At 66.0% G+C, this 19,505-nt stretch carries 18 protein-coding genes, 1 tRNA gene and 1 pseudogene; 11 read left to right on the forward strand and 9 right to left on the reverse strand.

Annotation, left to right across the window (positions count from 1 at the left end; genetic code table 11):
* Window positions 1-4 precede the first annotated feature (4 nt).
* The 3 genes from RDCOP1_RS04605 to RDCOP1_RS04610 all read right to left on the reverse strand — a co-directional run bounded on the left by RDCOP1_RS04605 (window position 5) and on the right by RDCOP1_RS04610 (window position 2,372).
* A complete protein-coding gene (locus RDCOP1_RS04605) occupies window positions 5-862 on the reverse strand; it encodes an ABC transporter substrate-binding protein (RefSeq protein WP_072699165.1) in 858 nt (285 codons plus the stop codon).
* Between the two features lie 145 nt (window positions 863-1,007).
* Complete coding sequence (locus RDCOP1_RS21710) at window positions 1,008-1,133, reverse strand: hypothetical protein (RefSeq protein WP_255311410.1); 126 nt, start codon at window positions 1,131-1,133, stop codon at window positions 1,008-1,010.
* A 39-nt stretch (window positions 1,134-1,172) separates the two neighbouring features.
* On the reverse strand, window positions 1,173-2,372 hold the full coding sequence (locus RDCOP1_RS04610) for an FAD-dependent oxidoreductase (protein WP_072698953.1): 1,200 nt from the start codon (window positions 2,370-2,372) through the stop codon (window positions 1,173-1,175).
* 38 nt (window positions 2,373-2,410) lie between these two features.
* Here RDCOP1_RS04610 and RDCOP1_RS04615 point away from each other — a divergent pair, with 38 nt between their 5' ends.
* From RDCOP1_RS04615 to trxA, 4 genes are all read left to right on the forward strand, one after another.
* Window positions 2,411-3,019: a PadR family transcriptional regulator gene (locus tag RDCOP1_RS04615; protein ID WP_197713473.1), complete on the forward strand. Its 609-nt coding sequence runs from the start codon at window positions 2,411-2,413 to the stop codon at window positions 3,017-3,019.
* 183 nt (window positions 3,020-3,202) lie between these two features.
* Window positions 3,203-3,721 (forward strand): 2'-5' RNA ligase family protein, encoded by a 519-nt coding sequence (locus tag RDCOP1_RS04620; RefSeq protein WP_072698955.1) that lies wholly within the window; start codon window positions 3,203-3,205, stop codon window positions 3,719-3,721.
* A 232-nt stretch (window positions 3,722-3,953) separates the two neighbouring features.
* Entirely contained in the window at window positions 3,954-4,976 is a 1,023-nt protein-coding gene (locus RDCOP1_RS04625; RefSeq protein WP_072698956.1) for a GlxA family transcriptional regulator, read from the forward strand.
* A gap of 121 nt (window positions 4,977-5,097) precedes the next feature.
* Window positions 5,098-5,469 (forward strand): thioredoxin, encoded by a 372-nt coding sequence (trxA, locus tag RDCOP1_RS04630; protein ID WP_072698957.1) that lies wholly within the window; start codon window positions 5,098-5,100, stop codon window positions 5,467-5,469.
* Window positions 5,470-5,585: 116 nt separating this feature from the next.
* Here the strand turns inward: trxA and polA are convergent, their stop codons facing one another.
* Complete coding sequence (gene polA / locus RDCOP1_RS04635; RefSeq protein WP_072698958.1) at window positions 5,586-8,312, reverse strand: DNA polymerase I; 2,727 nt, start codon at window positions 8,310-8,312, stop codon at window positions 5,586-5,588.
* A 297-nt stretch (window positions 8,313-8,609) separates the two neighbouring features.
* On the opposite strand from polA, the gene RDCOP1_RS04640 reads away from it, so the two are divergent.
* Genes RDCOP1_RS04640 through RDCOP1_RS04655 form a run of 4 tightly spaced genes read left to right on the forward strand, consistent with a single transcriptional unit; the run spans window position 8,610 to window position 12,713 of the window.
* A complete protein-coding gene (locus tag RDCOP1_RS04640) occupies window positions 8,610-9,896 on the forward strand; it encodes an ABC transporter permease subunit (protein WP_174555772.1) in 1,287 nt (428 codons plus the stop codon).
* Window positions 9,897-9,899: 3 nt separating this feature from the next.
* The gene (locus RDCOP1_RS04645; RefSeq protein ID WP_072698960.1) at window positions 9,900-10,889 is read left to right on the forward strand and encodes a branched-chain amino acid ABC transporter permease; all 990 of its coding nucleotides are present in this window, start codon (window positions 9,900-9,902) and stop codon (window positions 10,887-10,889) included.
* Window positions 10,882-11,898 carry an ABC transporter ATP-binding protein gene (locus RDCOP1_RS04650; RefSeq protein WP_072698961.1) on the forward strand — a complete coding sequence of 339 codons (1,017 nt, stop codon included), beginning with the start codon at window positions 10,882-10,884 and terminating at the stop codon, window positions 11,896-11,898. Before RDCOP1_RS04645 ends, RDCOP1_RS04650 begins: the two co-directional genes overlap by 8 nt.
* The gene (locus tag RDCOP1_RS04655) at window positions 11,895-12,713 is read left to right on the forward strand and encodes an ABC transporter ATP-binding protein (RefSeq protein ID WP_072698962.1); all 819 of its coding nucleotides are present in this window, start codon (window positions 11,895-11,897) and stop codon (window positions 12,711-12,713) included. The genes RDCOP1_RS04650 and RDCOP1_RS04655 overlap by 4 nt, the downstream gene beginning before the upstream one ends.
* Before the next feature lie 75 nt (window positions 12,714-12,788).
* Here the strand turns inward: RDCOP1_RS04655 and RDCOP1_RS04660 are convergent, their stop codons facing one another.
* Together RDCOP1_RS04660 and RDCOP1_RS04665 are read right to left on the reverse strand one after the other, a co-directional pair.
* Complete coding sequence (locus RDCOP1_RS04660) at window positions 12,789-14,117, reverse strand: ABC transporter substrate-binding protein (RefSeq protein WP_072698963.1); 1,329 nt, start codon at window positions 14,115-14,117, stop codon at window positions 12,789-12,791.
* Window positions 14,118-14,273: 156 nt separating this feature from the next.
* Window positions 14,274-14,888 carry an ANTAR domain-containing response regulator gene (locus tag RDCOP1_RS04665; protein WP_072698964.1) on the reverse strand — a complete coding sequence of 205 codons (615 nt, stop codon included), beginning with the start codon at window positions 14,886-14,888 and terminating at the stop codon, window positions 14,274-14,276.
* A 111-nt stretch (window positions 14,889-14,999) separates the two neighbouring features.
* Here RDCOP1_RS04665 and RDCOP1_RS04670 point away from each other — a divergent pair.
* A tRNA-Leu gene (locus RDCOP1_RS04670) sits at window positions 15,000-15,076 on the forward strand.
* Between the two features lie 314 nt (window positions 15,077-15,390).
* Here RDCOP1_RS04670 and RDCOP1_RS04675 read toward each other — a convergent pair.
* A complete protein-coding gene (locus RDCOP1_RS04675) occupies window positions 15,391-15,918 on the reverse strand; it encodes a universal stress protein (RefSeq protein ID WP_072698965.1) in 528 nt (175 codons plus the stop codon).
* 352 nt (window positions 15,919-16,270) lie between these two features.
* Between RDCOP1_RS04675 and RDCOP1_RS21715 the strand changes: the two are divergent.
* Together RDCOP1_RS21715 and lexA are read left to right on the forward strand one after the other, a co-directional pair.
* A pseudogene (locus tag RDCOP1_RS21715) lies at window positions 16,271-16,607 on the forward strand (acetamidase/formamidase family protein); the annotation flags it as partial.
* Between the two features lie 79 nt (window positions 16,608-16,686).
* Entirely contained in the window at window positions 16,687-17,349 is a 663-nt protein-coding gene (gene lexA, locus RDCOP1_RS04685; protein WP_072699166.1) for a transcriptional repressor LexA, read from the forward strand.
* Window positions 17,350-17,420: 71 nt separating this feature from the next.
* Here the strand turns inward: lexA and RDCOP1_RS04690 are convergent, their stop codons facing one another.
* Both RDCOP1_RS04690 and RDCOP1_RS04695 read right to left on the reverse strand, forming a co-directional pair.
* Complete coding sequence (locus RDCOP1_RS04690; protein ID WP_072698966.1) at window positions 17,421-18,077, reverse strand: hypothetical protein; 657 nt, start codon at window positions 18,075-18,077, stop codon at window positions 17,421-17,423.
* 222 nt (window positions 18,078-18,299) lie between these two features.
* Window positions 18,300-19,496, reverse strand: a complete 1,197-nt coding sequence (locus tag RDCOP1_RS04695) for an NAD(P)/FAD-dependent oxidoreductase (protein WP_072698967.1) — start codon at window positions 19,494-19,496, stop codon at window positions 18,300-18,302.
* Window positions 19,497-19,505 lie beyond the last annotated feature (9 nt).

Here is a 19,505-nt window from a genome sequence, read left to right on the forward strand (position 1 = left end):
CCTCTCAGCTCGTTGCCGCATTGATCTGTGACGTGGTGATCGCCCCGGCCGACATGTTCCAGCGCTCGAGGATCTCGGCGTAGGCACCTGTGTCGATGAGGTGCTGGACCGCCTGTTGCAGCACGGGCCCCAGCGGTGATTCCTTCGCGACGACGAAGCCGTACGGCGCCGCGTCGAACAGCGGTCCGGCGGACTCGAGCCGGCCCTCGCTCCGGGCGATGACGTACGCGGTGACCGGCGAGTCGGCGGACAGGGCGTCGACGCGTCCGAGGATGAGCGCGTTCGCGGCTTCGTCCTGGCTGTCGTACTTGACCTTGTCGATCGGCGGGAGTCCTGCCGCGAGACACGCCTCGTTCTTCGCGGGGATTTCTTCGATGTCCTCGACGGTGTTGGTCTGCACCGCGACACGCATCCCGCAGGCGTTGTCGGGATCGACGTGCTCGCCGGTCCGTTGCGCCCACTGCACCCCGGCGCTGTAGTAGGTCACGAAGTCGACGGTTTCCTCGCGTTCCAGCGTGTCGGTGAACGAAGACGACCCGAGATCGAACGTGCGGGCCTGCACCGCCGGGATGATCCGGTCGAAGTCGGCCTCGTTGAAGACGGTCTGCACACCCAGCACGTCGCCGAGCGCCTGCACGAGTTCGACGCCGAAGCCGACGATCGTGCCGTCGTCGTCCCGGAACTCGTTGGGGGCATAGGGCACGTTGACGCCGACCTGGAGGTCGGGGTCGGAGGCCCAGTCGGGAAGCTGGGCGGCGATGCTGTCGACCCGCTCGGCGCGGACACGGTCGCCCGCGGGCACGGTCGATTCCGAGTTCACGACACAGCCTGTGGCGGTACACAGCACGACGAGCGACCCGATGAACGCTGCCGCGAACCGTCGGTAGCGGCGTAGCCCGAGAGCCCGGTGTCCGGCGGGCCGGGAGCCTTCGGAGTGCTCCCACCCATGGGTGCGCACTGTTTCATTCACAGAGAAACAGTATCCAACCTGTGGCCGCGTGACCGAATCACACGCCTGCCGGGACGGCCGAAGACGCGACGACGGTGCCGGCGAATTCGGGGTCGCCCCCGTTGCCGTCGGCCGATCGGAACTGCTGAGCGGACACGCCGGAAGCCGGACGAGATCGGAACATGTTTTCCATCACTCCGGCGGCGGCACACACCGGACTGTGTCAGGCGCCACCGTGCACCGGGCCGTCCCACTCGATCCGATAGTCCTGGATCCAGTCCGGTCGCTCGGTAGCGTTCCGTGCGTACCGGGCCACCAGTGGCATGACGAGGCGGTCGCGAATCACCCTTGTCAACGGGTTCGCGATCTTCATATCGCTGGTTCGCTTGGCCTGGACGATCAGCTTCTGGACGCGATCCCGCCGCAACCGTTCGAAGGTCCGAAGCGCCGAGGGGATGTCCGAGTCCCGCAGGCACCGGGCCAGCATCACGCCGTCCTCGATGGCCAGTGAGGCACCTTGGCCGGACGACGGGGAGATGGCGTGGGCGGCATCTCCGATCAGCACCGTCGAACGGGCACTCCAGCGGTCCACGTGCGGAAGGTCGCAGGTGTTCCACGGGGGCACGATGTGGTCGGTTGCGGAAATGATGTCGGTGGCGGGTCCGGCGTCACCGGCAAATCGATCGGTCAGTTCGGCCCGCCACCGCTCCGGCGTAAATCCGGCGAGGCCCGTCGGCGACAGTTGCTTTTTTTCGGGAATGTTCGCGAACCACCAGACGTCGCCGGGGCGGCGCTGAAGGTAGCCGAAGAACGCCTTCTTGCCGAACATCATGGTGAACTGGCCGTCGGGTTCCGTGACGGTGACGCCGTGGGCATATCCGCCGGTATCGAGCAACCCGGTGTAACGCGGCTCCGGACATGAAGGGTCGATCAATGTCCTTGTCCGCGAGTGCAACCCGTCTGCTCCGATGAGAACGTTGCCTTCTGCGGATGTGCCGTCGGCGAACTCGGCCCACACCGTGCCGCCCGGGGTGCTGTGCGAATCCACGAGTTGCTTGCCGTACTCGATGCGGATGCCCCGCGCGACAGCCTCGTCCCGTAGACGGGCGTAGAGATCCGAGCGGCTGAGGGTCCGGCTGACGAAGGGACTGCCCGGTCGCCCGGAAGCGAAGGTCGCCAGTCGGCGGCCGGTGCCGCTGCGGATCGACATCGCCGGTGTGTCGAATCCACCGAGTGTCGCGGGGCCGATACCGACGTGCTCGAGGGCGTGCAATCCGTTGATCGCCAGCGTAAGGAACGCGCCGACACCGTCAGCGGTGCGGTCGTGGGCTTCGTACACGGTCGATTCGATCCCGGCCCGCTGCAGAGCCATGGCGGTCACGGGCCCGGTGATACCCGCTCCGACGATCAATGCTCGCGTCATCCGCTAACCATAATATGGATACCCATAATATGGCTAGCATGAATCTGCGCCCGAGGTCTCCCCTCGTGATGGTGTTGCTGGCATTGCTCGCCGAGCGGCCGATGCACCCGTACCGAATGCAGCAGTTGATCAAGTCCAGACGCAAGGACGACGTGGTCAACGTGGCACGCAGCAACAGCGTCTACCAGGTGATCGACCGGCTCCTGCGCGACGAGTTGGTCCGGGTACGCGAGACGCATCCGGCGGGAACCGGTCCCAGTCGCACGGTGTACGAGATCACCCCGAAGGGACGCACGGCGTTCGACGACTGGATGGGCGTCGTGCTGGCCGAGCCCGCACGCGAGTTCCCCGAGTTCAGGGCTGCAGTGGCCATCGCGGGGATCCTGCCCCCGGAGGTGGTACGCGGCCATCTTGCGCGCCGGATCCCGATCCTGGAGCAGCAGTTGGCGGACGCGGACGAGACGTCCGCAACGACCACGGAACTCGGCCTGCCGCGCGTGCTCACCCTGGAGAACGAGCACAAGGCCGCACTGGCCCGGGCCGAACTCGACTGGCTCCGCGGGGTCGTCGCCGACCTCGAATCCGGCACCCTCACATGGTCTCCGGACGCATTGGTGGCACTGAGCGATCGCCTGGAACCCGAATAACAGGCCGTCCCCGTCGCTCGCGCCGGGCAATGACGCGAACCCACGCAGGTCCGGGACTCCACATCGGCGACTCGGCGCTGATCGGCAACAGCGCCCCTGCGACGGCCTGCCCGCGCACTGCAGCAACCTCGGCGGGCGCGGGACATTGCGGCCCGGACGGTCACCCGGTCATCATTGCTCACCATGGTGCAGTCGGTGGAACTACTGCTCGACGACGACCTCGACGCGGCGGTGCGGGAAGAATGGTCGAGGATGCTCGACGCCGGTGTCACCTCGCAGGGGCGCATCCGCTCCCCCAGCAATCGGCCACACGTGACGCTGTTCGTCTCGGCCGAGATCCCGGCCGAGGTCGAGGATGCGGTGCGCGCGACCCTGAGCGATACTCCCCTGCCGGTGCGACTCGGCGGTGTCGTGGTGTTCGGGGACCGTCACGCGACGCTTGCCCGGCTCGTCGTACCGTCGTCGGCTCTTCTCGATCTGCATGCGCGTCTGTTCGGTCTACTCGCGGAGTGCCCCGGGGTGCCGGCACACATCAGGCCCGGAGAATGGACGCCGCACGTGACATTGGCTCGCCGGGTACCTGCCGATCGCATCGGCGCCGCCTTGATCGCAGCGCACGTCGGCGGACGCGACCTCACCGGGACGAGCAGCGGAATCCGCCGGTGGGACGGTACGGCCAAACGCGAGTGGCGGCTGGTCTGACCGCATTCTCGGGCGGTGCTCAAAATTTGTAATCCCCGAATTGGGTGATCTCCATGTGGGTGTCGGGCGTCTTACCCATGAGAGCGAGGACGTCCAGGATAAGCAGTACGACGAGCAGCAGAAGCAGTAGCGCGATCATGATTACCAGCGTCGCGCGGCCCGATACCGCACAACAGTGGCAGAAACGACATGGTTCCTCGCTTTTCTGCCACTGCGGTGTCACACTGGCTCTATGGCCGACAAACTCGAGAAAGTCGTCGTCCCCGTCCTGCCCCGCACCGAGATGTTCGAACTCGGTGTGGTGTGCGAGGTCTTCGGCTTCGACCGGTCCGACGACGGCTTGCCCACCTACGATTTCTCGTTGATCGCCGGCAGCCCGACCCCCTCCCGGACCCGATTCGGGTTCACGATCGACGCACCCTACGACCTCGCGAAGATCGACGACGCCGACCTGGTGATACTTCCCGCCGGAGGCACCGACACAGCCTCACTCGACGATCCGTCCTTCCTGTGCGGGGACTGCAACGACACGTCCGACCTCGAGCCGCTGTTCGAGCGGCTTCGCGCGGCGGTCGACCGCGGGGCCCGGGTGGCGAGTCTGTGCACCGGCGCGTTCGTCCTGGGCGCCGCGGGACTTCTCGACGGACGCCGCTGTACCACCCATTGGCGGCATTCCGCCCGGCTCGCCGAGATGTACCCCGATGCGCTGGTCGATCCGAATGTCCTCTACGTCGACGACGGCTCGGTCCTCACCAGCGCGGGCACCGCCGCGGGCATCGACCTGTGCCTGCACATCGTGCGCACGGTGCAGGGTTCCCACGTCGCAAACTCGATCGCCCGGAGGATGGTCGTTCCACCGCACCGCGACGGCGGTCAGGCGCAGTACGTCGCGATGCCCCTGCCGGAATGCGAGTCCGAGGCCCTGGGTCCGCTCCTCGACTGGATGACCGAGAATCTGGGAAGCGACCTGCCCGTCCCGGCCCTTGCCGCGAAGGTGCACATGTCACCCCGCACGTTCGCGCGCCGCTTCACCGCCGAAACCGGGACCACTCCGGCGCGGTGGCTGCGCGACCAGCGCGTTCTCGGCGCTCAGCGCCTCCTCGAGGACACCGACCTCCCGGTCGACGTTGTGGCCGACCGCGTCGGATTCGGCACCGCAGCGGTGCTCCGGCAACACTTCCTGCGCCTCCGGCACACCACACCCCAGGCCTACCGCCGGGCCTTCCGGGCCGCCGAATCGGTGCCGGTCTCCTGACCTTCGGACGGCCCCGGCTCGCCGAGCGCCCCACATGAGCGGAGGGGCTCGCGTAGCGTGGCGGGAAGAAAACGAGACATCCGGATGTTGGACCGGGCGATACGCCGACGAAAGGATTTCCGTGGCAACCCAGGCTCTCACGCAGCAGAATTTCGACGAAGTCGTCACCAGCAACGACATCGTGCTCGTCGATTTCTGGGCCGATTGGTGCGGCCCGTGCAAGCAGTTCGCCCCGACCTTCGAGGCGTCGTCCGACGAGCACCCCGACGTGGTGCACGCCAAGGTGGACACCGAAGCCGAACAGGGCATCGCAGCGGCAGCGAACATCAGGTCGATTCCGACGATCATGGCCTTCCGAGAAGGCATTCTCGTCTACAACCAGGCCGGCGCGCTTCCGCCGGCAGCCCTCGCCGACCTCGTCAGCCAGGTCAAGGCGCTCGACATGGACGATGTGCGCAAGCAGATCGCAGAAGCGCAGAACACCCAGAACTGACCTGCCAGGACCACGGTCCCGTTGACCGTGCCTCCCCGTCACGCCAACGTCCTCCCCACCCTCGCGGGTAGGGAGGACGTTGCCGTCGTTGTCCGGTATCCGGTAGGTGCGGCCCGTCAGTGGGCGGCGGCGTCCCAGCTGCGGCCGTAGCCGACCGACACCTCGAGGGGCACCGACAATTCGATCACGGAGTCCATCTTCTCCCGCACGATCGCCTCGACCTGCTCGCGTTCCTCGTCGACGACCTCGAGAACGAGCTCGTCGTGCACCTGGAGCAGCATCCTCGAACGTAGGTCCGCCGCGCGCAGGGCGCGCTGCACATCGATCATCGCGACCTTGATGATGTCGGCGGCGGTGCCCTGGATCGGGGCGTTGAGCGCCGCGCGCTCGGCCACCTCCCGGCGCTGCCGGTTGTCGCTGTTGAGGTCCGGCAGGTACCGGCGCCGCCCGTAGAGCGTCGAGGTGTAGCCGACCTTCCGGGCTTCCTCGACCACATTGTGGAGATAGTCGCGCACCCCACCGAACCGGGTGAAGTACGCCTCCATCTGTGCGCGCGCCTCTTCCGCGGAGATCTTGAGCTGCTGTGCGAGACCGTACGCGCTCAGACCGTAGGCCAGACCGTAGGACATGGCCTTGACCCGCCGCCGCAGTTCCGGGGTGACCTCGTCGAGCGGGACACCGAACGCGCGCGAGGCGACGAACGAATGGAGGTCCTCTCCCGTGCGGAAGGCCTCGATCAGACCTTCGTCACCCGAGAGGTGCGCCATGATGCGCATCTCGATCTGGCTGTAGTCGGCGGTGAGCAGCATGTCGAACCCCTCACCGACGACGAAGCCCTCGCGGATCTGCCGGCCGGCGTCGGTGCGCACCGGAATGTTCTGCAGGTTCGGTTCGGTCGATGACAGCCGGCCGGTCGCCGCGACCGTCTGGTTGAACGTGGTGTGGATCCTGCCGTCGTCGGCCACCGACTTGATCAGCCCGTCGACGGTGGTCTTCATCTTGGTCGATTCCCGGTGTGCGAGAAGATGTTCCAGGAACGGGTGGCCGGTCTTGTCGAACAGGCCCTGCAGCGCGTCGGCGTCGGTGGTGTACCCGGTCTTGGTCTTCTTCGTCTTGGGCATGTCCAGTTCGTCGAAGAGCACGACCTGCAACTGCTTCGGTGAACCGAGATTGATCTGCTTGCCGATCACTTCGTAGGCGGCGTTCGCCGCGGCGGCGACGTCGGCCGCGAACCCGGACTGCAGGTCGTAGAGGTGGTCGGCGTCGACGGCGATACCGGTGGCCTCGATGTCGGCGAGCACCTCGAGCAGCGGCAGTTCCATCTCGGAGAGTAATGCCACCGATTCGATGTCGGCCAGTTCCGCGTCGAGCGCCGCAGCCAGGTCGACGACCGCGCGGGCGGCAAGGATCTGGGTCTGCGCGGCCTGCTCGTCGACAGCGTCCGCATCGTCGAGCAGAGACAACTGACCGTCGCCGTCGTTCTCGGCCCGCAGTTCGCGCTTGAGGTACCGCAGCGACAGGTCGTCGAGTTTGAAGCTGCGCTGCCCCGGCCGAACGAGGTAGGCGGCGAGGGCGGTGTCGCTGGTGAGGCCGGCGATCGTCCAGCCACGACCCCGCAGGGCGTGAATCGCGGATTTCGCTTCGTGCAACGCTTTTTCGACGGTCGGGTCGGCAAGCCATGCCGCGAGGGCCGCGTCATCCTCGGGTGTCAGCGCGATGGTCGCGACGTAGGCGCCGTCACCGTCGGCCGCTGCGATCGCGATTGCGGTGGCCTCTCCCCCGTACGGCGTTCCCGGTCCGACGACCGACAACCCGTGACGCTGCCCCGCGACGGCATGTGTCGCGAGCCAGTCGCCGAGAGCGCCGGGCTCGACGATCCCGCCGCGTACCTCGAAGCCTTCTTCGGCTTCGGGCGCGGCGGAGGCGAGCGTTTCGAACAGCCGATCTCGCAGCACCCGGAATTCGAGGTCGTCGAACAGACGGTGGATGCGGTCACGATCCCAGGGAGCCAGCGCGAGCTGATCCGGGGAGTACGGCAACGCCACGTCGCGCACCATCTCGGTGAGCTGCCGGTTGAGCAGCACGTTCGACAGGTTCTCGCGGAGTGCATCGCCGGTCTTGCCGCGCACCTCGTCGACCCGGTCGACGAGACCGCTGAGACTGCCGAACTCCCTGATCCACTTCGCGGCGGTCTTCTCTCCGACACCCGGGATACCGGGCAGGTTGTCGCTCGGGTCGCCGCGCAACGCAGCGAAGTCCGGGTACTGCGCCGGGGTCAGGCCGTACTTCTCCTCGACGGCCTCGGGGGTGAAGCGGGTGAGGTCGGAGACACCGCGCCGCGGATACAGCACGGTGATGTCGTCGTTGACGAGCTGGAGCGCGTCGCGGTCGCCCGTCACCACGAGCACCTTGTATCCGAGCGCATTCGCCTGGGTCGCGAGGGTGGCGATGAGGTCGTCGGCCTCGTAGCCCTCGATCGCCATGACGGGTATGCCCATCGCGCCGAGCACGTCCTTGGTGAGTTCGATCTGTCCCTTGAACTCGTCAGGTGCGGCGCTGCGCTGAGCCTTGTACGCGGCGAACAACTCTGCGCGGAACGTCTTGCGGCTGACGTCGAACGCCGCGGCGACATGTGTGGGCTGTTCGTCGCGGAGCAGGTTGATGAGCATGGAGGTGAACCCGTACACCGCGTTGGTGGTCTGCCCGCTGTGGGTCTTGAAGTTCTCCGCCGGCAGCGCGTAGAAGGCGCGGAACGCCAGAGAGTGTCCGTCGAGGAGGAGAAGGGTCGGGCGGGCGTCGGCGTCCGCGGTGGGCGTAGTCGAGGAAGATGCAGCACGGGTCACGCGCTCAGTCTAGGGACCGGCCCCGACACCGTCGAAGACCCGAGTCCGCGCGCACGCCGCTCGAGTTCCGGAAACACCAGTGTTTTCGTGCGGCACGGAAGCGAAACACGTGGGAAACCAAGGATGTCGGTGCATTTCCGTCATAGCCGCTAAAGTGCCCACTCACGACACCGCCCAGGCGTCGTTCTCGACCAACATTGCACCCGATTTGGGAGGACCTGCGTGGCCCCTACGGTGAGACTCCGGCGACGACGATGGGCGTCCGGATTCCAACTAGTGCTATTGCTCCTGGCGGTGATGTTCGGCCTTGTGGCGGGTGGCGGAAGCGCCGCCGCTCAAGACCCTCCGGAGCCGCCGCCCACAGGCACCGTCGCCCCTCCCTCCGAGGATTCGCAGATCGCCGACGACGCCGTGACCGTCCGCGGCACACTCAACAACGCGGGAGACAGGCTCGACGGCGTCACCGTCCGCGCGTCGGACGCGTCGGGTGAGATCGTCGGGGAGACGGAGTCCGCCGACGGTGGCCGCTGGGAACTCGCGGTGCCGCCCGGAACGTACGTCTTCGAGGTGGTCGGGGACAGCCTCCCCGACGACGTGAGCGTGCAGTCGACCGTCAGCCGCGAGGTGGCCCCCGGCCAGCCCAACACCGTGATCTTCTCCTTCGGCGAGGCTCGGTCCGGGTCGAACGTGGCGTTCGCGGAGACACTGATCCGCACCATCGTCGACGGCCTGCGATTCGGCCTGATCATCGCCATCGCGGGCGTCGGCCTGAGCCTGATCTTCGGGACGACGGGTCTGACGAACTTCGCGCACGGCGAGTTGGTGACGCTGGGCGCGGTCGCGGCCTGGGTCTTCAACGTCAGCTTCGGCATCCACCTGGTACCCGCGACGATCCTCGCGATCATCGTCGGCGTCATCATCGGCTGGCTCAACAACACGCTGGTCTGGGCTCCGCTACGGCGGCGGCGCACCGGCCTGATCGCACAGCTCGTGGTGTCGATCGGTCTCGCCATCGCGTTGCGGTACCTGATCCTCATCTTCTTCTCCGACCGCGCTCAGCCTTACAACGACTACCAAGCACAGCGTCAGCTCCAGTGGGGTCCGCTCGCGATCACCCCGGTCAATCTCGCGTGCATCGTGATCAGCCTGGTGGTGCTCGTCGGGGTGGCGTTGCTGCTCCAGCGCACCCGGATCGGCAAAGCGATGCGCGCGGTCGCCGACAATCGCGATCTCGCCGCGTCGTCGGGCATCGACGTCGAGAAGGTGATCCGCTTCGTGTGGGGCCTCGGCGGCGGACTCGCCGCGCTCGGCGGTGTGTTGTTCGGTCTCTCCGAGCTCGGGGGACGCGTCCAGTGGGAGATGGGCTTCAAGCTGCTCCTGCTGATGTTCGCGGGGATCATCCTCGGCGGACTGGGAACGGCCTACGGCGCGCTGCTCGGCTGTGTCGTCGTCGGGTTGCTCGTGCAGTTGTCCACACTGGTGATCAATCCCGACCTGAAGTACATCGGCGGACTGCTGGTACTCATCGTGATTCTGGTCATCCGCCCTCAGGGCATCCTCGGCAGCAGAACAAGGATCGGGTGACACATGGACCTCCTCGCTGTTCTCCAAGTGTCCTTCGCGCAGATGATCGGCCCGTCGGCCATCTTCTATGCGCTTCTCGCAATCGGCCTCAATCTCCACTTCGGATACGCGGGCCTGCTCAACTTCGGCCAGATCGGCTTCGCGCTGCTCGGCGGGTACGGAGTAGGCATCATGACCGTCACCTACGGTCAGCCGCTGTGGGTCGGCGTACTCGTCGGCCTCGCGCTCCCTGCGCTGCTCGCTCTCCTGCTCGGTATCCCGACGCTGCGCCTGCGTGCCGACTATCTGGCGATCGCCACGATTGCCGCAGCCGAGATCCTGCGGTTGGTGTTCCGGTCCACCGCGTCCGACTCCGTCACCGGATCGACCCGCGGACTGTGGGGTTTCGCGGGTCCGTTCACGGCCTGGAGTCCGTTCGACTCCGGTAAGCAGTACAACCTGCTCGGGATGCGCTTCTACGGTGACGACCTGTGGGCGATGGTGGTCGGCTGGACGCTCGTGCTCGTGCTGTGCGGCGTCGTCTACCTGCTGTCGCACAGCCCGTGGGGTCGCGTCCTCAAAGCGGTCCGCGAGGACGAGGACGCCGCCCGCGCCCTCGGCAAGAACGTGTTCGTCTACAAGATGCAGGCTCTCGTACTGGGCGGCATGATCGGCGGCCTCGGCGGCATTTTCAACGCGCTGCAGACCAAGTCCATCAACCCGGACTTCTATTCCACGGCGCAGACGTTCTTCGCGTTCGGCGCGTTGATCCTCGGCGGCGCCGCCACCGTGTTCGGCCCGGTCCTCGGGGCGATGTTGTTCTGGTTCATCCTCACACTCCCGGACGCATTCCTGCGCCAGGCGATCTCCGGACCCGATCCGCTGATCTCGCTCACCGAACAGCAGGTCGGGGCGATGCGATTCGTCCTCCTGGGCATCCTCATCGCGGTGATGATGGTGTTCCGTCCACAAGGAATCCTGGGCAGCAAGCGGGAGGTACAACTCGATGCCTGACACCACCATCCGTACTCCCCTCACCCGTGAGCAGCGAATAGCCGTGTTCGCGGACATCGACCATCGCCCGGGAAGCCCGAAAGCGGATCCGATTCTGGTGGTGGACAACGTGTCCCGGACCTTCGGCGGCCTCAAGGCCGTCGACGTCGACCATCTCGAGATCCAGCGAGGCTGCATCACGGGCCTGATCGGACCGAACGGTGCGGGCAAGACGACCTTGTTCAACCTCCTCACCGGCTTCGATCATGCCGACTCCGGGACGTGGAACATGGACGGCCGATCCCTCGGCCGGATGCCACCGCACCGGGTGGCCAGGCAGGGCATCGTCCGCACCTTCCAGCTCACGAAGGCACTGTCGAAGATGACGGTGCTCGACAACGTCCGGCTCGGCGCACGCCACCAGACCGGTGAACGCATGGCGGGCGCGATGCTGCCCTGGACGTGGCACGCGCAGGAACGAGCCATCACAGAACGTGCCCGCGACCTGCTCGCCCGCTTCAATCTCGAGCAGAAGGCCGACGACCTCGCCGGTTCCCTGTCCGGTGGACAGCGCAAGCTACTCGAGATGGCACGGGCGCTGATGACCGAGCCGACGATCGTCATGCTCGACGAGCCGATGGCCGGGGTGAACCCCGCGCTGACCCAGAGTCTGCTCGGGCACATCAAGTCGCTGTGCGACGACGGCATGACCGTGGTGTTCGTCGAGCACGACATGGACGTCATCCGGGACATCTCCGACTGGGTGGTGGTGATGGCACAAGGATCGGTGATCGCGGAAGCGCCCCCGGACCGGCTCGCCGACAACACCGCGGTCGTCGATGCCTATCTCGGCAGTCACCACGACCAGGCACTCGAGTTCGACGACGAAGGCAACCCGGTGGGAGCGACCGCGGAACTCGCCGAGGTTCTCGCCGAGGCGGAGGCCCAGGTCCTCGAATCCGGAGCCGACCTGTCCGACCCGGACGCAGTGCGGCCCACCGATCCACCCGCATCTCAGGAGAAGTCATGAGCGACACCCCGCCTGACGGGTCCATGACCCCGGCCGAAGCGGCCGCCACCCCCGACGAGCACGCACGATCGGCAGAAGGCGCGCTCGTGCGTGCGGACGACGTCGTCGCCGGCTATTTTCCAGGAGTCGATATCCTGCGCGGCTGCAACTTCTTTCTCCGCGAGGGCGAGATCGTGGGCATCATCGGCCCGAACGGCGCCGGCAAATCCACTCTGCTCAAGGCATTGTTCGGCCTGATCCCGGTGCGGCGAGGCGAAGTCACGCTCCGCGGTGAGTCGATCACCTCGGCGCCCGCGCACGTCCTCGTGCGTAAGGGCGTGGGGTACGTCCCGCAGACGCAGAACGTCTTTCCGTCGCTGACCATCGAGGAAAATCTCGAGATGGGAATCTACCTGCGGCCCAAACAGTTCGGCGAGCAGTTCGACCGGGTCTCGACCCTGTTCCCCCTTCTCGGGGAACGCCGCAAGGTCAAGGCGGGGGCGTTGTCCGGTGGTGAGCGGCAGATGGTGGCGATGGGCCGCGCACTGATGATGGATCCGTCGGTCCTGCTTCTCGACGAGCCGTCGGCGGGCCTGTCGCCGATGTTCCAGGACGAGGTGTTCATCCGCTGCAAGAAGATCAATGCCGCGGGCGTGTCGATCATCATGGTCGAGCAGAACGCGCGGCGCTGTCTGCAGATCTGCGACCGCGGGTACGTGCTCGATCAGGGCCGTAACGCCTACACCGACACCGGGTCCAACCTCATGCACGACCCCAAGGTCATCGAGTTGTACCTCGGGACTCTCGCGGGCAGCAAGGAGAAGAAGACTCCCTGACGCGGGTATCCGCGGCACACGATGGGGCCGGTCATCCGATTGGATGACCGGCCCCATCAGGGTTCTACGTGTCTGTCAGCCACCCACGACGATGTAATCCTCGGTCGTCAAGGTGTTGTCGGGTCCGAAGACGAGACGGCCGTACGAGCCGACACCGGGCTCACCGGCATCCACGAACGACAGCTCGCCGGTCGCGCCGTCGTAGTCGATGTCCTGGCCCGCCGCGATGAGGTCCTTGCACTGCTGGTACGTGGTGCACTTCTCGCCGTCCTTCGTCACGGCGTTGATGTTCGCCGCGATGTCGACGCCGGCGGTGGAGCCGGCCACCTCGGCGGCGAGCGCCGACACGATCGCTGCGTCGTAGGACTCTCCGGCGTAGTTGAAGTCGATGAGCGCGGGGTCGACCTCGAGCAGACGCTGCTGGAAGGCCTCACCGGTGTCGGTGAGAGGGGTCGTGCCTGCCATGCCCGCGAGCAGGCCGTCGGCGACGCTGTCGCCGAGCGCGTTGCCCATGTTCCCGTCGACACCGAAGACTGCCATGCCGTCGGACGGGCCGATGCCGACCTCGTGCATACGCGTGATGATCTTGGCCGATTCCTCGAATCCGATGAGCGCCACAGCGTCGGGACCGAAGTTGGCGACCTGGTCGACCTCGGCGTTGAAGGACTGCGCGTTGGGGTCGTAGATGATCTTCTGGATCTGGTCTTCCGGGATACCGGCGTCGACGAGGTTCGTCACGGTGTTCTCGGCCAGGCCCGTGCCGTACGGATCGTTCAGGGCGAGGATCGAGACGCGCTGAGCGCCGTCCTCGGCGATGAGCTGAGCAAGTGCCTGCGCCTGCAGGGAGTCCGTGGGCGCGGTACGGAAGTACATGCCGCCATCGGCGTAACACACGAACTGATCGGACGTGTTGGCCGGCGAGAACATGACCACGCCCGCGCTGGCGATCTTGTCGATCACCTTGAGCGAGACCGACGACGACGCCGCACCGATGATCACCTGGGTACCCGCGGCGAGTTCCCGGTCGACGGTGGCGTTCGCGGTATCGGTGGTGGTGTCACCCGAGTCGCCCGGGATCAGCTCCACGGGCTGGTTCAGGACGCCACCGGCAGCATTGATCTCGTCCACTGCCAGGCGTACTGCCGCGACCTCCGGCGGACCGAGGAACGCGAGGCTGCCCGTCTCGGGGAGCAGGGTGCCGATCTTCAGCGGGCCGGTCGCCGGGGTTGCCCCGGGTGTGGCCTGTTCGGGTTCGCAGTCGGTGTCGACAGTCGTGGCGGTCGCGGAACCACCGCCCTCGGCGGAACCACTCGTGGAATCGTCGCTGTCCGAGCTACAACCCGCGAGTGCGAGTGTCACAGCACCGAGAACCGCAGCGGCGCGGACATAGGTCCGTTTTGCCATCCAACTCTCCTTCAATCGCCTGTCCCCCCCGGCTGGTGCGCCGGATGTCGTCGAAACATAGCCGCAGAAGTGACGATTCGAACACAGGCGAAATCGTTGTGACCCGACCGTTATATTTCGGGCAGGAGAATTGATCCGGACGTAACGAGCCGAGGATCAGCCGGCCGCTTCGGAACCCAAGGTGTCGACGATGACCTCAGCAACCTGTTTCATGGTGGTCCGCCGGTCCATCGCGGCACGCTGGATCCACCGGAAGGCCTCCGGTTCGCTCATTGCATGCTTCGCCATGAGCAGACCCTTGGCACGATCGATGAGTTTGCGGGCCTCGAATCGCTCCGACAGCCCGGCGACCTCGCGTTCGAGTTCGCGCAGTTCCGCGAACCGGCTGACGGCCACCTCGATCGCGGGCACGAGGTCGCTCTTGGAGAACGGTTTGACCAGGTATGCCATCGCACCGGCGTCACGAGCACGCTCGACGAGTTCTCGCTGACTGAAGGCTGTGAGAATGACCACAGGAGCGATTCGACGCTGCGCGATCTCCGATGCCGCGTCGATCCCGTCCCGGCGGGGCATCTTCACGTCCATGATCACCAGATCCGGCGAGAGTTCCTCCGCCAGCTCGACCGCGCGTTGTCCGTCGCCGGCCTCGCCGACCACGTCGTAACCCTCTTCGCGCAGCATTTCCACCAGATCGAGCCTGATCAGCGTCTCGTCTTCCGCAACGACGACCCTCCGTGGAGTTGCAGTGTTGTCGTGCGGCGCGGTTGTCATGATCGGCCCTTCCCATCGTGCTCTGGCGGCCCCCGCGAAGGGGTGGAACGATTGAAGGGTACCGGTGTTTGACCGACGCGCCTGATCCCTTACAGTGGTCTCCGCAAGCATGCCCTCGTATCCCAATTGGCAGAGGAAACGGATTCAAAACCCGTGCAGTGTGAGTTCGAGTCTCACCGAGGGCACCACAAACCACACAGGACGTTCGAACGGTCCTGCTCGACGCCGGACCCCGGCCACGCCAGAAACCGCGGAATCAATGACGCGCAAGAGTCTCGGGTTCGGGGGCCCGCACATCGAGCAGTCGTGCAGGATCTGACCGTAGTCGTCGCGGCGAGGTCCAGGATCAGTTGGTCGGCGAAATGCCCTTCGTGCAGGCCCATCAACGTCGTTACCACTGCCCTGGGAACTGGGTAGCCCCGGCGCTCGCCCATCTTGCGCTATGTGCGGGAGTCGACGTTGTCCGCGGTGGTCGCTTGCAGGCAGTTTCGGGAGTCGTGATCTAGCCTCCGCTGGGATCCTTGACTTGTTCCCACGGCAGTAAGCCGTCGTCGTCGAGGACCGGTTTGCGCGGGATGATTACCACCGGACGGTGCTGACGGTGGGAAAGTTGCACGGAGAGTGACCCAGTGAAGAACTCTTCGACTGAACCCCGGAAACCCGATTCGCGTGAGCCGACCACGATGAGGGCCGCGTCCAACTGGTCGGCCAGGCGGGCAAGCTCCTGCGCCGGACCACCCGCCAGCGCGCGGACGGACCATTTCACTGGCAGCGGATCCATGACTCCCGCGATCTCTGCCCGCAGCCTGGGATCGAATTCCTCGGTCTCGGTGAAAGGCAGGTCGGGATTGATGGGCGCCGACACGACCGTCCCATCGGGTCGTTGCTCAACCTTCTCGCTGGAGGCGTCGACAGTGGCGCAGACCAAGTCCGCGCCCAAATCGTCGGCTAACCCTGCCGCTGCCTCGACCACCGTCGCAGCAGTGCCGGGCACGACACCCACCAAGACCTGGGGCTTGGGATTGTTCATTGTATGGACTCCTTCGTGCGGGATCCATCGATGCGATCGGCTGGCGAGGTGCCGGCGACACCCCGAGGTGACGGCGCAACGGCCGTCTGGGGCGGGACCGCCTCAACAGCTTGGGTTAGGGCTGATGCTGTAAGGAAAGGGTGTCACAACCTTTCGAGTTTGTGCATCGGAAGAGGGTTCCAGCTGCTTCATGAGGCCTTGATTGCTGGTGGTCCCGTGTGTCGGCGACGCTCGAAAACTGGACAGTTTCGCCGCCTGAAGAGTGAACACTCAACACGCTTGGAGAGTGATCACTCTTTGGAAGACTGGGCATTGATCAGAAGGCTCGCGGCCGACAGTGTCCCGAAGGCCCGGATCGCGGCGCGGTACCTTCCGATCGACCGTGTGCAAACCCGGATCCGGCGACGCGCCGAGTGTCGCGTACGGCTACCCGTTCGCGGAAACTGCCGGATCCTGGATACCCATCGGCCTGTCCGATCCCGACGGTGCGGTCGAGGCCAGAGCAGCGACCTCGACGCCGCAATGCGGCGCGCTGTCGTCAATGCCCTCGACCTCCTCGATAACGACCAGGCATTGACCGCGCAACCGCCCACGCGTACCTCTCGGCGGCGGCCGACTTCACCGTGTCGCAGGTGGTCGACCGGACAGTCGGTGTGCACGGCCAGATCTACAAGAACCATTTCAGCTGAGGTAGAACGGGGTGCCGGTCGATCGATGCGCGGCCACCGGCGCCGCTTCGGGTTGCGGCCACTCCCCTACTATCACCGGGTGACCGGTTACGACGATCTCGACATGTTCGGCGGCCTCGACGCCTCCGCCCTCCCGCTTCGCCAGCAACGAATTCTGGTGACCATCCGGGATTGGGTGGCCTCCCACGGCTGCGCCCCGAGCACCCGGCAGATCGCCGACGCGGTCGGCCTGAAGTCGACGTCGACGGTGTCGAAACATCTTCGTCTCCTCGAGGACCAGGGTTTCCTCCGCCGCGGTACCGCTGTGGCGCGCCAACTCGATGTGCGGCCGTTTCTTCCCGGGGCCTCCGGGGGCCGCTCGTCGGACAACCGGGTGTCGGTACCGGTGGTGGGCGACATCGCGGCCGGAACACCGATTCTCGCCGAAGAGCACACCGACGAGATCCTCGATCTGCCTCGGGAACTCGTGGGCACCGGCACGGTGTTCGGTCTCCGTGTGCGTGGGGAGTCGATGATCGACGCAGCGATCTGCGACGGTGACGTCGTGGTGGTCCGTCGCCAGGACGAGGCTCACTCCGGCCAGATCGTCGCCGCGATGATCGACGGCGAGGCCACCGTGAAGGTCTTCAGGCGACGCAACGGCCATGTATATCTCGAGCCCCGCAACCCTGCCTATTCGGTCATCGACGGTGACGACGCGGTAGTGCTGGGCAAGGTGGTCTCGGTGATGCGCCGGATCTGATGCCCCGCGGCAGAACTGAAAACGCTCCTGATCGACACTTTCGCTCTGCCTGTACTTCCGACCCGCTCCGGTCAGCGGATGAACACCCATTGTCCGCCGGTGCACCGCTGCTTTCGCATGTCGGGCGTGTTGGTGATGGTGCCTTCTTCGTCCGGACGGCAAGGACCTGCAACCGCTCCGCCGCCTCCCATCGTGCCGGGCGGATTGGGTGGATTGTTCACCGCGTCGAACTCGTCGGCGCAATGCTGCGTCCACGGTGACCAGGTTCCGTCATCCCACACTGTCGCCCCGCGGTCGTGAACGTACTTGTCGGTTCCACACCACACGATCTGTGGATTCCGCGGATCTGCGCTCGGGTCGGGCGCCGGCGCATCAGTGTAGGGGTTGGGGCAGATCTCACCGACGCAGTTGAACGGGTTGGGATCGGGCTCCTGCGGCGCAACCGTGGCCCCATCGTTCGTTTCGGCAGCGGGCGCCACATCCGCGTCTTTCGGCTGCGGCTGTGGCTCGACCGGCACCGCAGGGTCACCGGCTTCCGTCGGCACCGCAGGCTCGACGGGATCCGGTTGCGCCGCAGCCGATATCGGTGCCGTGCTGGTGGAAGTCCCTGCCGCGACCGTCGTCGTCGCTGTCGTGGGATTCGCACCATCGTTCGTCGAACTACCGTCGCCACATCCTGCAACCACAAGTCCGAGTACGACCAACAATCCTGCTGCGGCGCTTCTCATGGTCTGTTCTCCCCCATTCGACGAATCCCCCGAACCCGCGACAACGCGCGCTCACGATCACAGTCGTAGGATTATGCGCCAGCGTTACATGCGGACGGAAGTGTCGAAAACGCATCCGGCGTCCTGTTCGACGGTGCGGTCATCTGACCGCGGGGAACCCCTCCGTACCCAAGGAGGGCGACCCGTTCGTTTCCCAAGGAGGAGTGCCGATTCCAGCGGCAGTCATCGTGCGTTCCTCGAAGTCGCGGCGCGATCAGGGCTTCCTGTGCGAGTCGCGGTACCGGACGGATGCCGGCCGCCTCTCGGGAAGCCGACGGTGCTAGGACACAGCGCCTCCACGCGAAGGCCCGCCATGGCAGCTTTCAGTCCGAGAGCCTTGAGCGACAGGGCGATCCGGCCGGCGAACACCCGATCCTCGGGGGTGTCGTCCCGCTCGTGGAACTGGACGACGCCCGATCGTCGTCCCAGGCTGATACCGATGCCGTTGAATCCGAAGTCGAGACTCGCGGGTTCCTCGCCGGCTATTCGGCTGAGAACCGTGCCGGCGGCGGTGAGTCCCATGGGAAGTGCCGACTGGCATGCCATGCGTAGCGGGTCTCCCGAGGGCGCCGCGCAATCTCCTGCGGCGATCACGCGATCGTCGTCGATGCTCGTCAGCGTCTCGTCGGTGAGCATCCGACCGACCGTGTCCGTGCTGAAACCGCTGGCTCGGGCGAGTTCGGGGACCCCGAACCCGGCGGTCCAGACGGTGACCGCGCTGGGCAGAACGGTGCCGTCGTCGAGCGCCGGCCCGTCCGGGCCGACCCGGACGACACGCGAATTCTCGAGGACCTCGACGCGCAGGTTCGACAGGCGTTCGTACGTTGCGCGGCGTGCTTTCTCGGTCAGCACCGGGCCGATGACGCCGCTGCACACGAGACGGACCCGGCGCCCTTGTTCGGCGAGTTCTCCGGACGTTTCGAGACCTGTGAGTCCCGCCCCGACGACCGTGACCACCGAGTCGGGGTCGAGCGTGCTCAGCGCGTGCCGAAGGCGTTCTGCATGCTCGTATTCCGCTACCGGGAAGGCGAATTCTTCGACTCCCGGCACCGTGGCCGGTCGCGTCGCTTCGCTCCCGACGGCGTAGATCAGGTAGTCGTACCCGACCGAGCCACCCGTTGCGAGATGGACGGTCCGTGTGCGGGGTTCGATGTGGGCGACGGTATCGACCAGCAGTTCGGTTCCTTTCCCCAGGAGCTTGCGGTAGTCGCCGGAAGCATGATGGTTTCCGGCGGCGAACTGGTGGAGCCGGGTCCGTTCGACGAAGTGCGGTCGAGGATTGATTACCGTGACCGCGGTCTTCCTGCTCACACGACTGGCTGCGGCAGTTCCTGCGTATCCGCCGCCGATCACGACGACGCGGGGGCGTGGCTGTGACATGGTTTCTCC

This window comes from Rhodococcus coprophilus NBRC 100603, assembly GCF_001895045.1.
Taxonomy (GTDB): Bacteria; Actinomycetota; Actinomycetes; order Mycobacteriales; family Mycobacteriaceae; genus Rhodococcus; species Rhodococcus coprophilus.

Excerpts from the sequence above, each read along its gene's own strand:
- RDCOP1_RS21710 (WP_255311410.1), bottom strand. The coding sequence starts at position 1,133 with ATGTTCCGATCTCGTCCGGCTTCCGGCGTGTCCGCTCAGCAGTTCCGA.
- RDCOP1_RS04610 (WP_072698953.1), bottom strand. The coding sequence starts at position 2,372 with ATGACGCGAGCATTGATCGTCGGAGCGGGTATCACCGGGCCCGTGACC.
- RDCOP1_RS04615 (WP_197713473.1), top strand. The coding sequence starts at position 2,411 with ATGAATCTGCGCCCGAGGTCTCCCCTCGTGATGGTGTTGCTGGCATTG.
- RDCOP1_RS04620 (WP_072698955.1), top strand. The coding sequence starts at position 3,203 with ATGGTGCAGTCGGTGGAACTACTGCTCGACGACGACCTCGACGCGGCG.
- RDCOP1_RS04625 (WP_072698956.1), top strand. The coding sequence starts at position 3,954 with ATGGCCGACAAACTCGAGAAAGTCGTCGTCCCCGTCCTGCCCCGCACC.
- RDCOP1_RS04640 (WP_174555772.1), top strand. The coding sequence starts at position 8,610 with ATGTTCGGCCTTGTGGCGGGTGGCGGAAGCGCCGCCGCTCAAGACCCT.
- RDCOP1_RS04645 (WP_072698960.1), top strand. The coding sequence starts at position 9,900 with ATGGACCTCCTCGCTGTTCTCCAAGTGTCCTTCGCGCAGATGATCGGC.
- RDCOP1_RS04650 (WP_072698961.1), top strand. The coding sequence starts at position 10,882 with ATGCCTGACACCACCATCCGTACTCCCCTCACCCGTGAGCAGCGAATA.
- RDCOP1_RS04655 (WP_072698962.1), top strand. The coding sequence starts at position 11,895 with ATGAGCGACACCCCGCCTGACGGGTCCATGACCCCGGCCGAAGCGGCC.
- RDCOP1_RS04660 (WP_072698963.1), bottom strand. The coding sequence starts at position 14,117 with ATGGCAAAACGGACCTATGTCCGCGCCGCTGCGGTTCTCGGTGCTGTG.
- RDCOP1_RS04665 (WP_072698964.1), bottom strand. The coding sequence starts at position 14,888 with ATGACAACCGCGCCGCACGACAACACTGCAACTCCACGGAGGGTCGTC.
- RDCOP1_RS04675 (WP_072698965.1), bottom strand. The coding sequence starts at position 15,918 with ATGAACAATCCCAAGCCCCAGGTCTTGGTGGGTGTCGTGCCCGGCACT.
- RDCOP1_RS04690 (WP_072698966.1), bottom strand. The coding sequence starts at position 18,077 with ATGAGAAGCGCCGCAGCAGGATTGTTGGTCGTACTCGGACTTGTGGTT.
- RDCOP1_RS04695 (WP_072698967.1), bottom strand. The coding sequence starts at position 19,496 with ATGTCACAGCCACGCCCCCGCGTCGTCGTGATCGGCGGCGGATACGCA.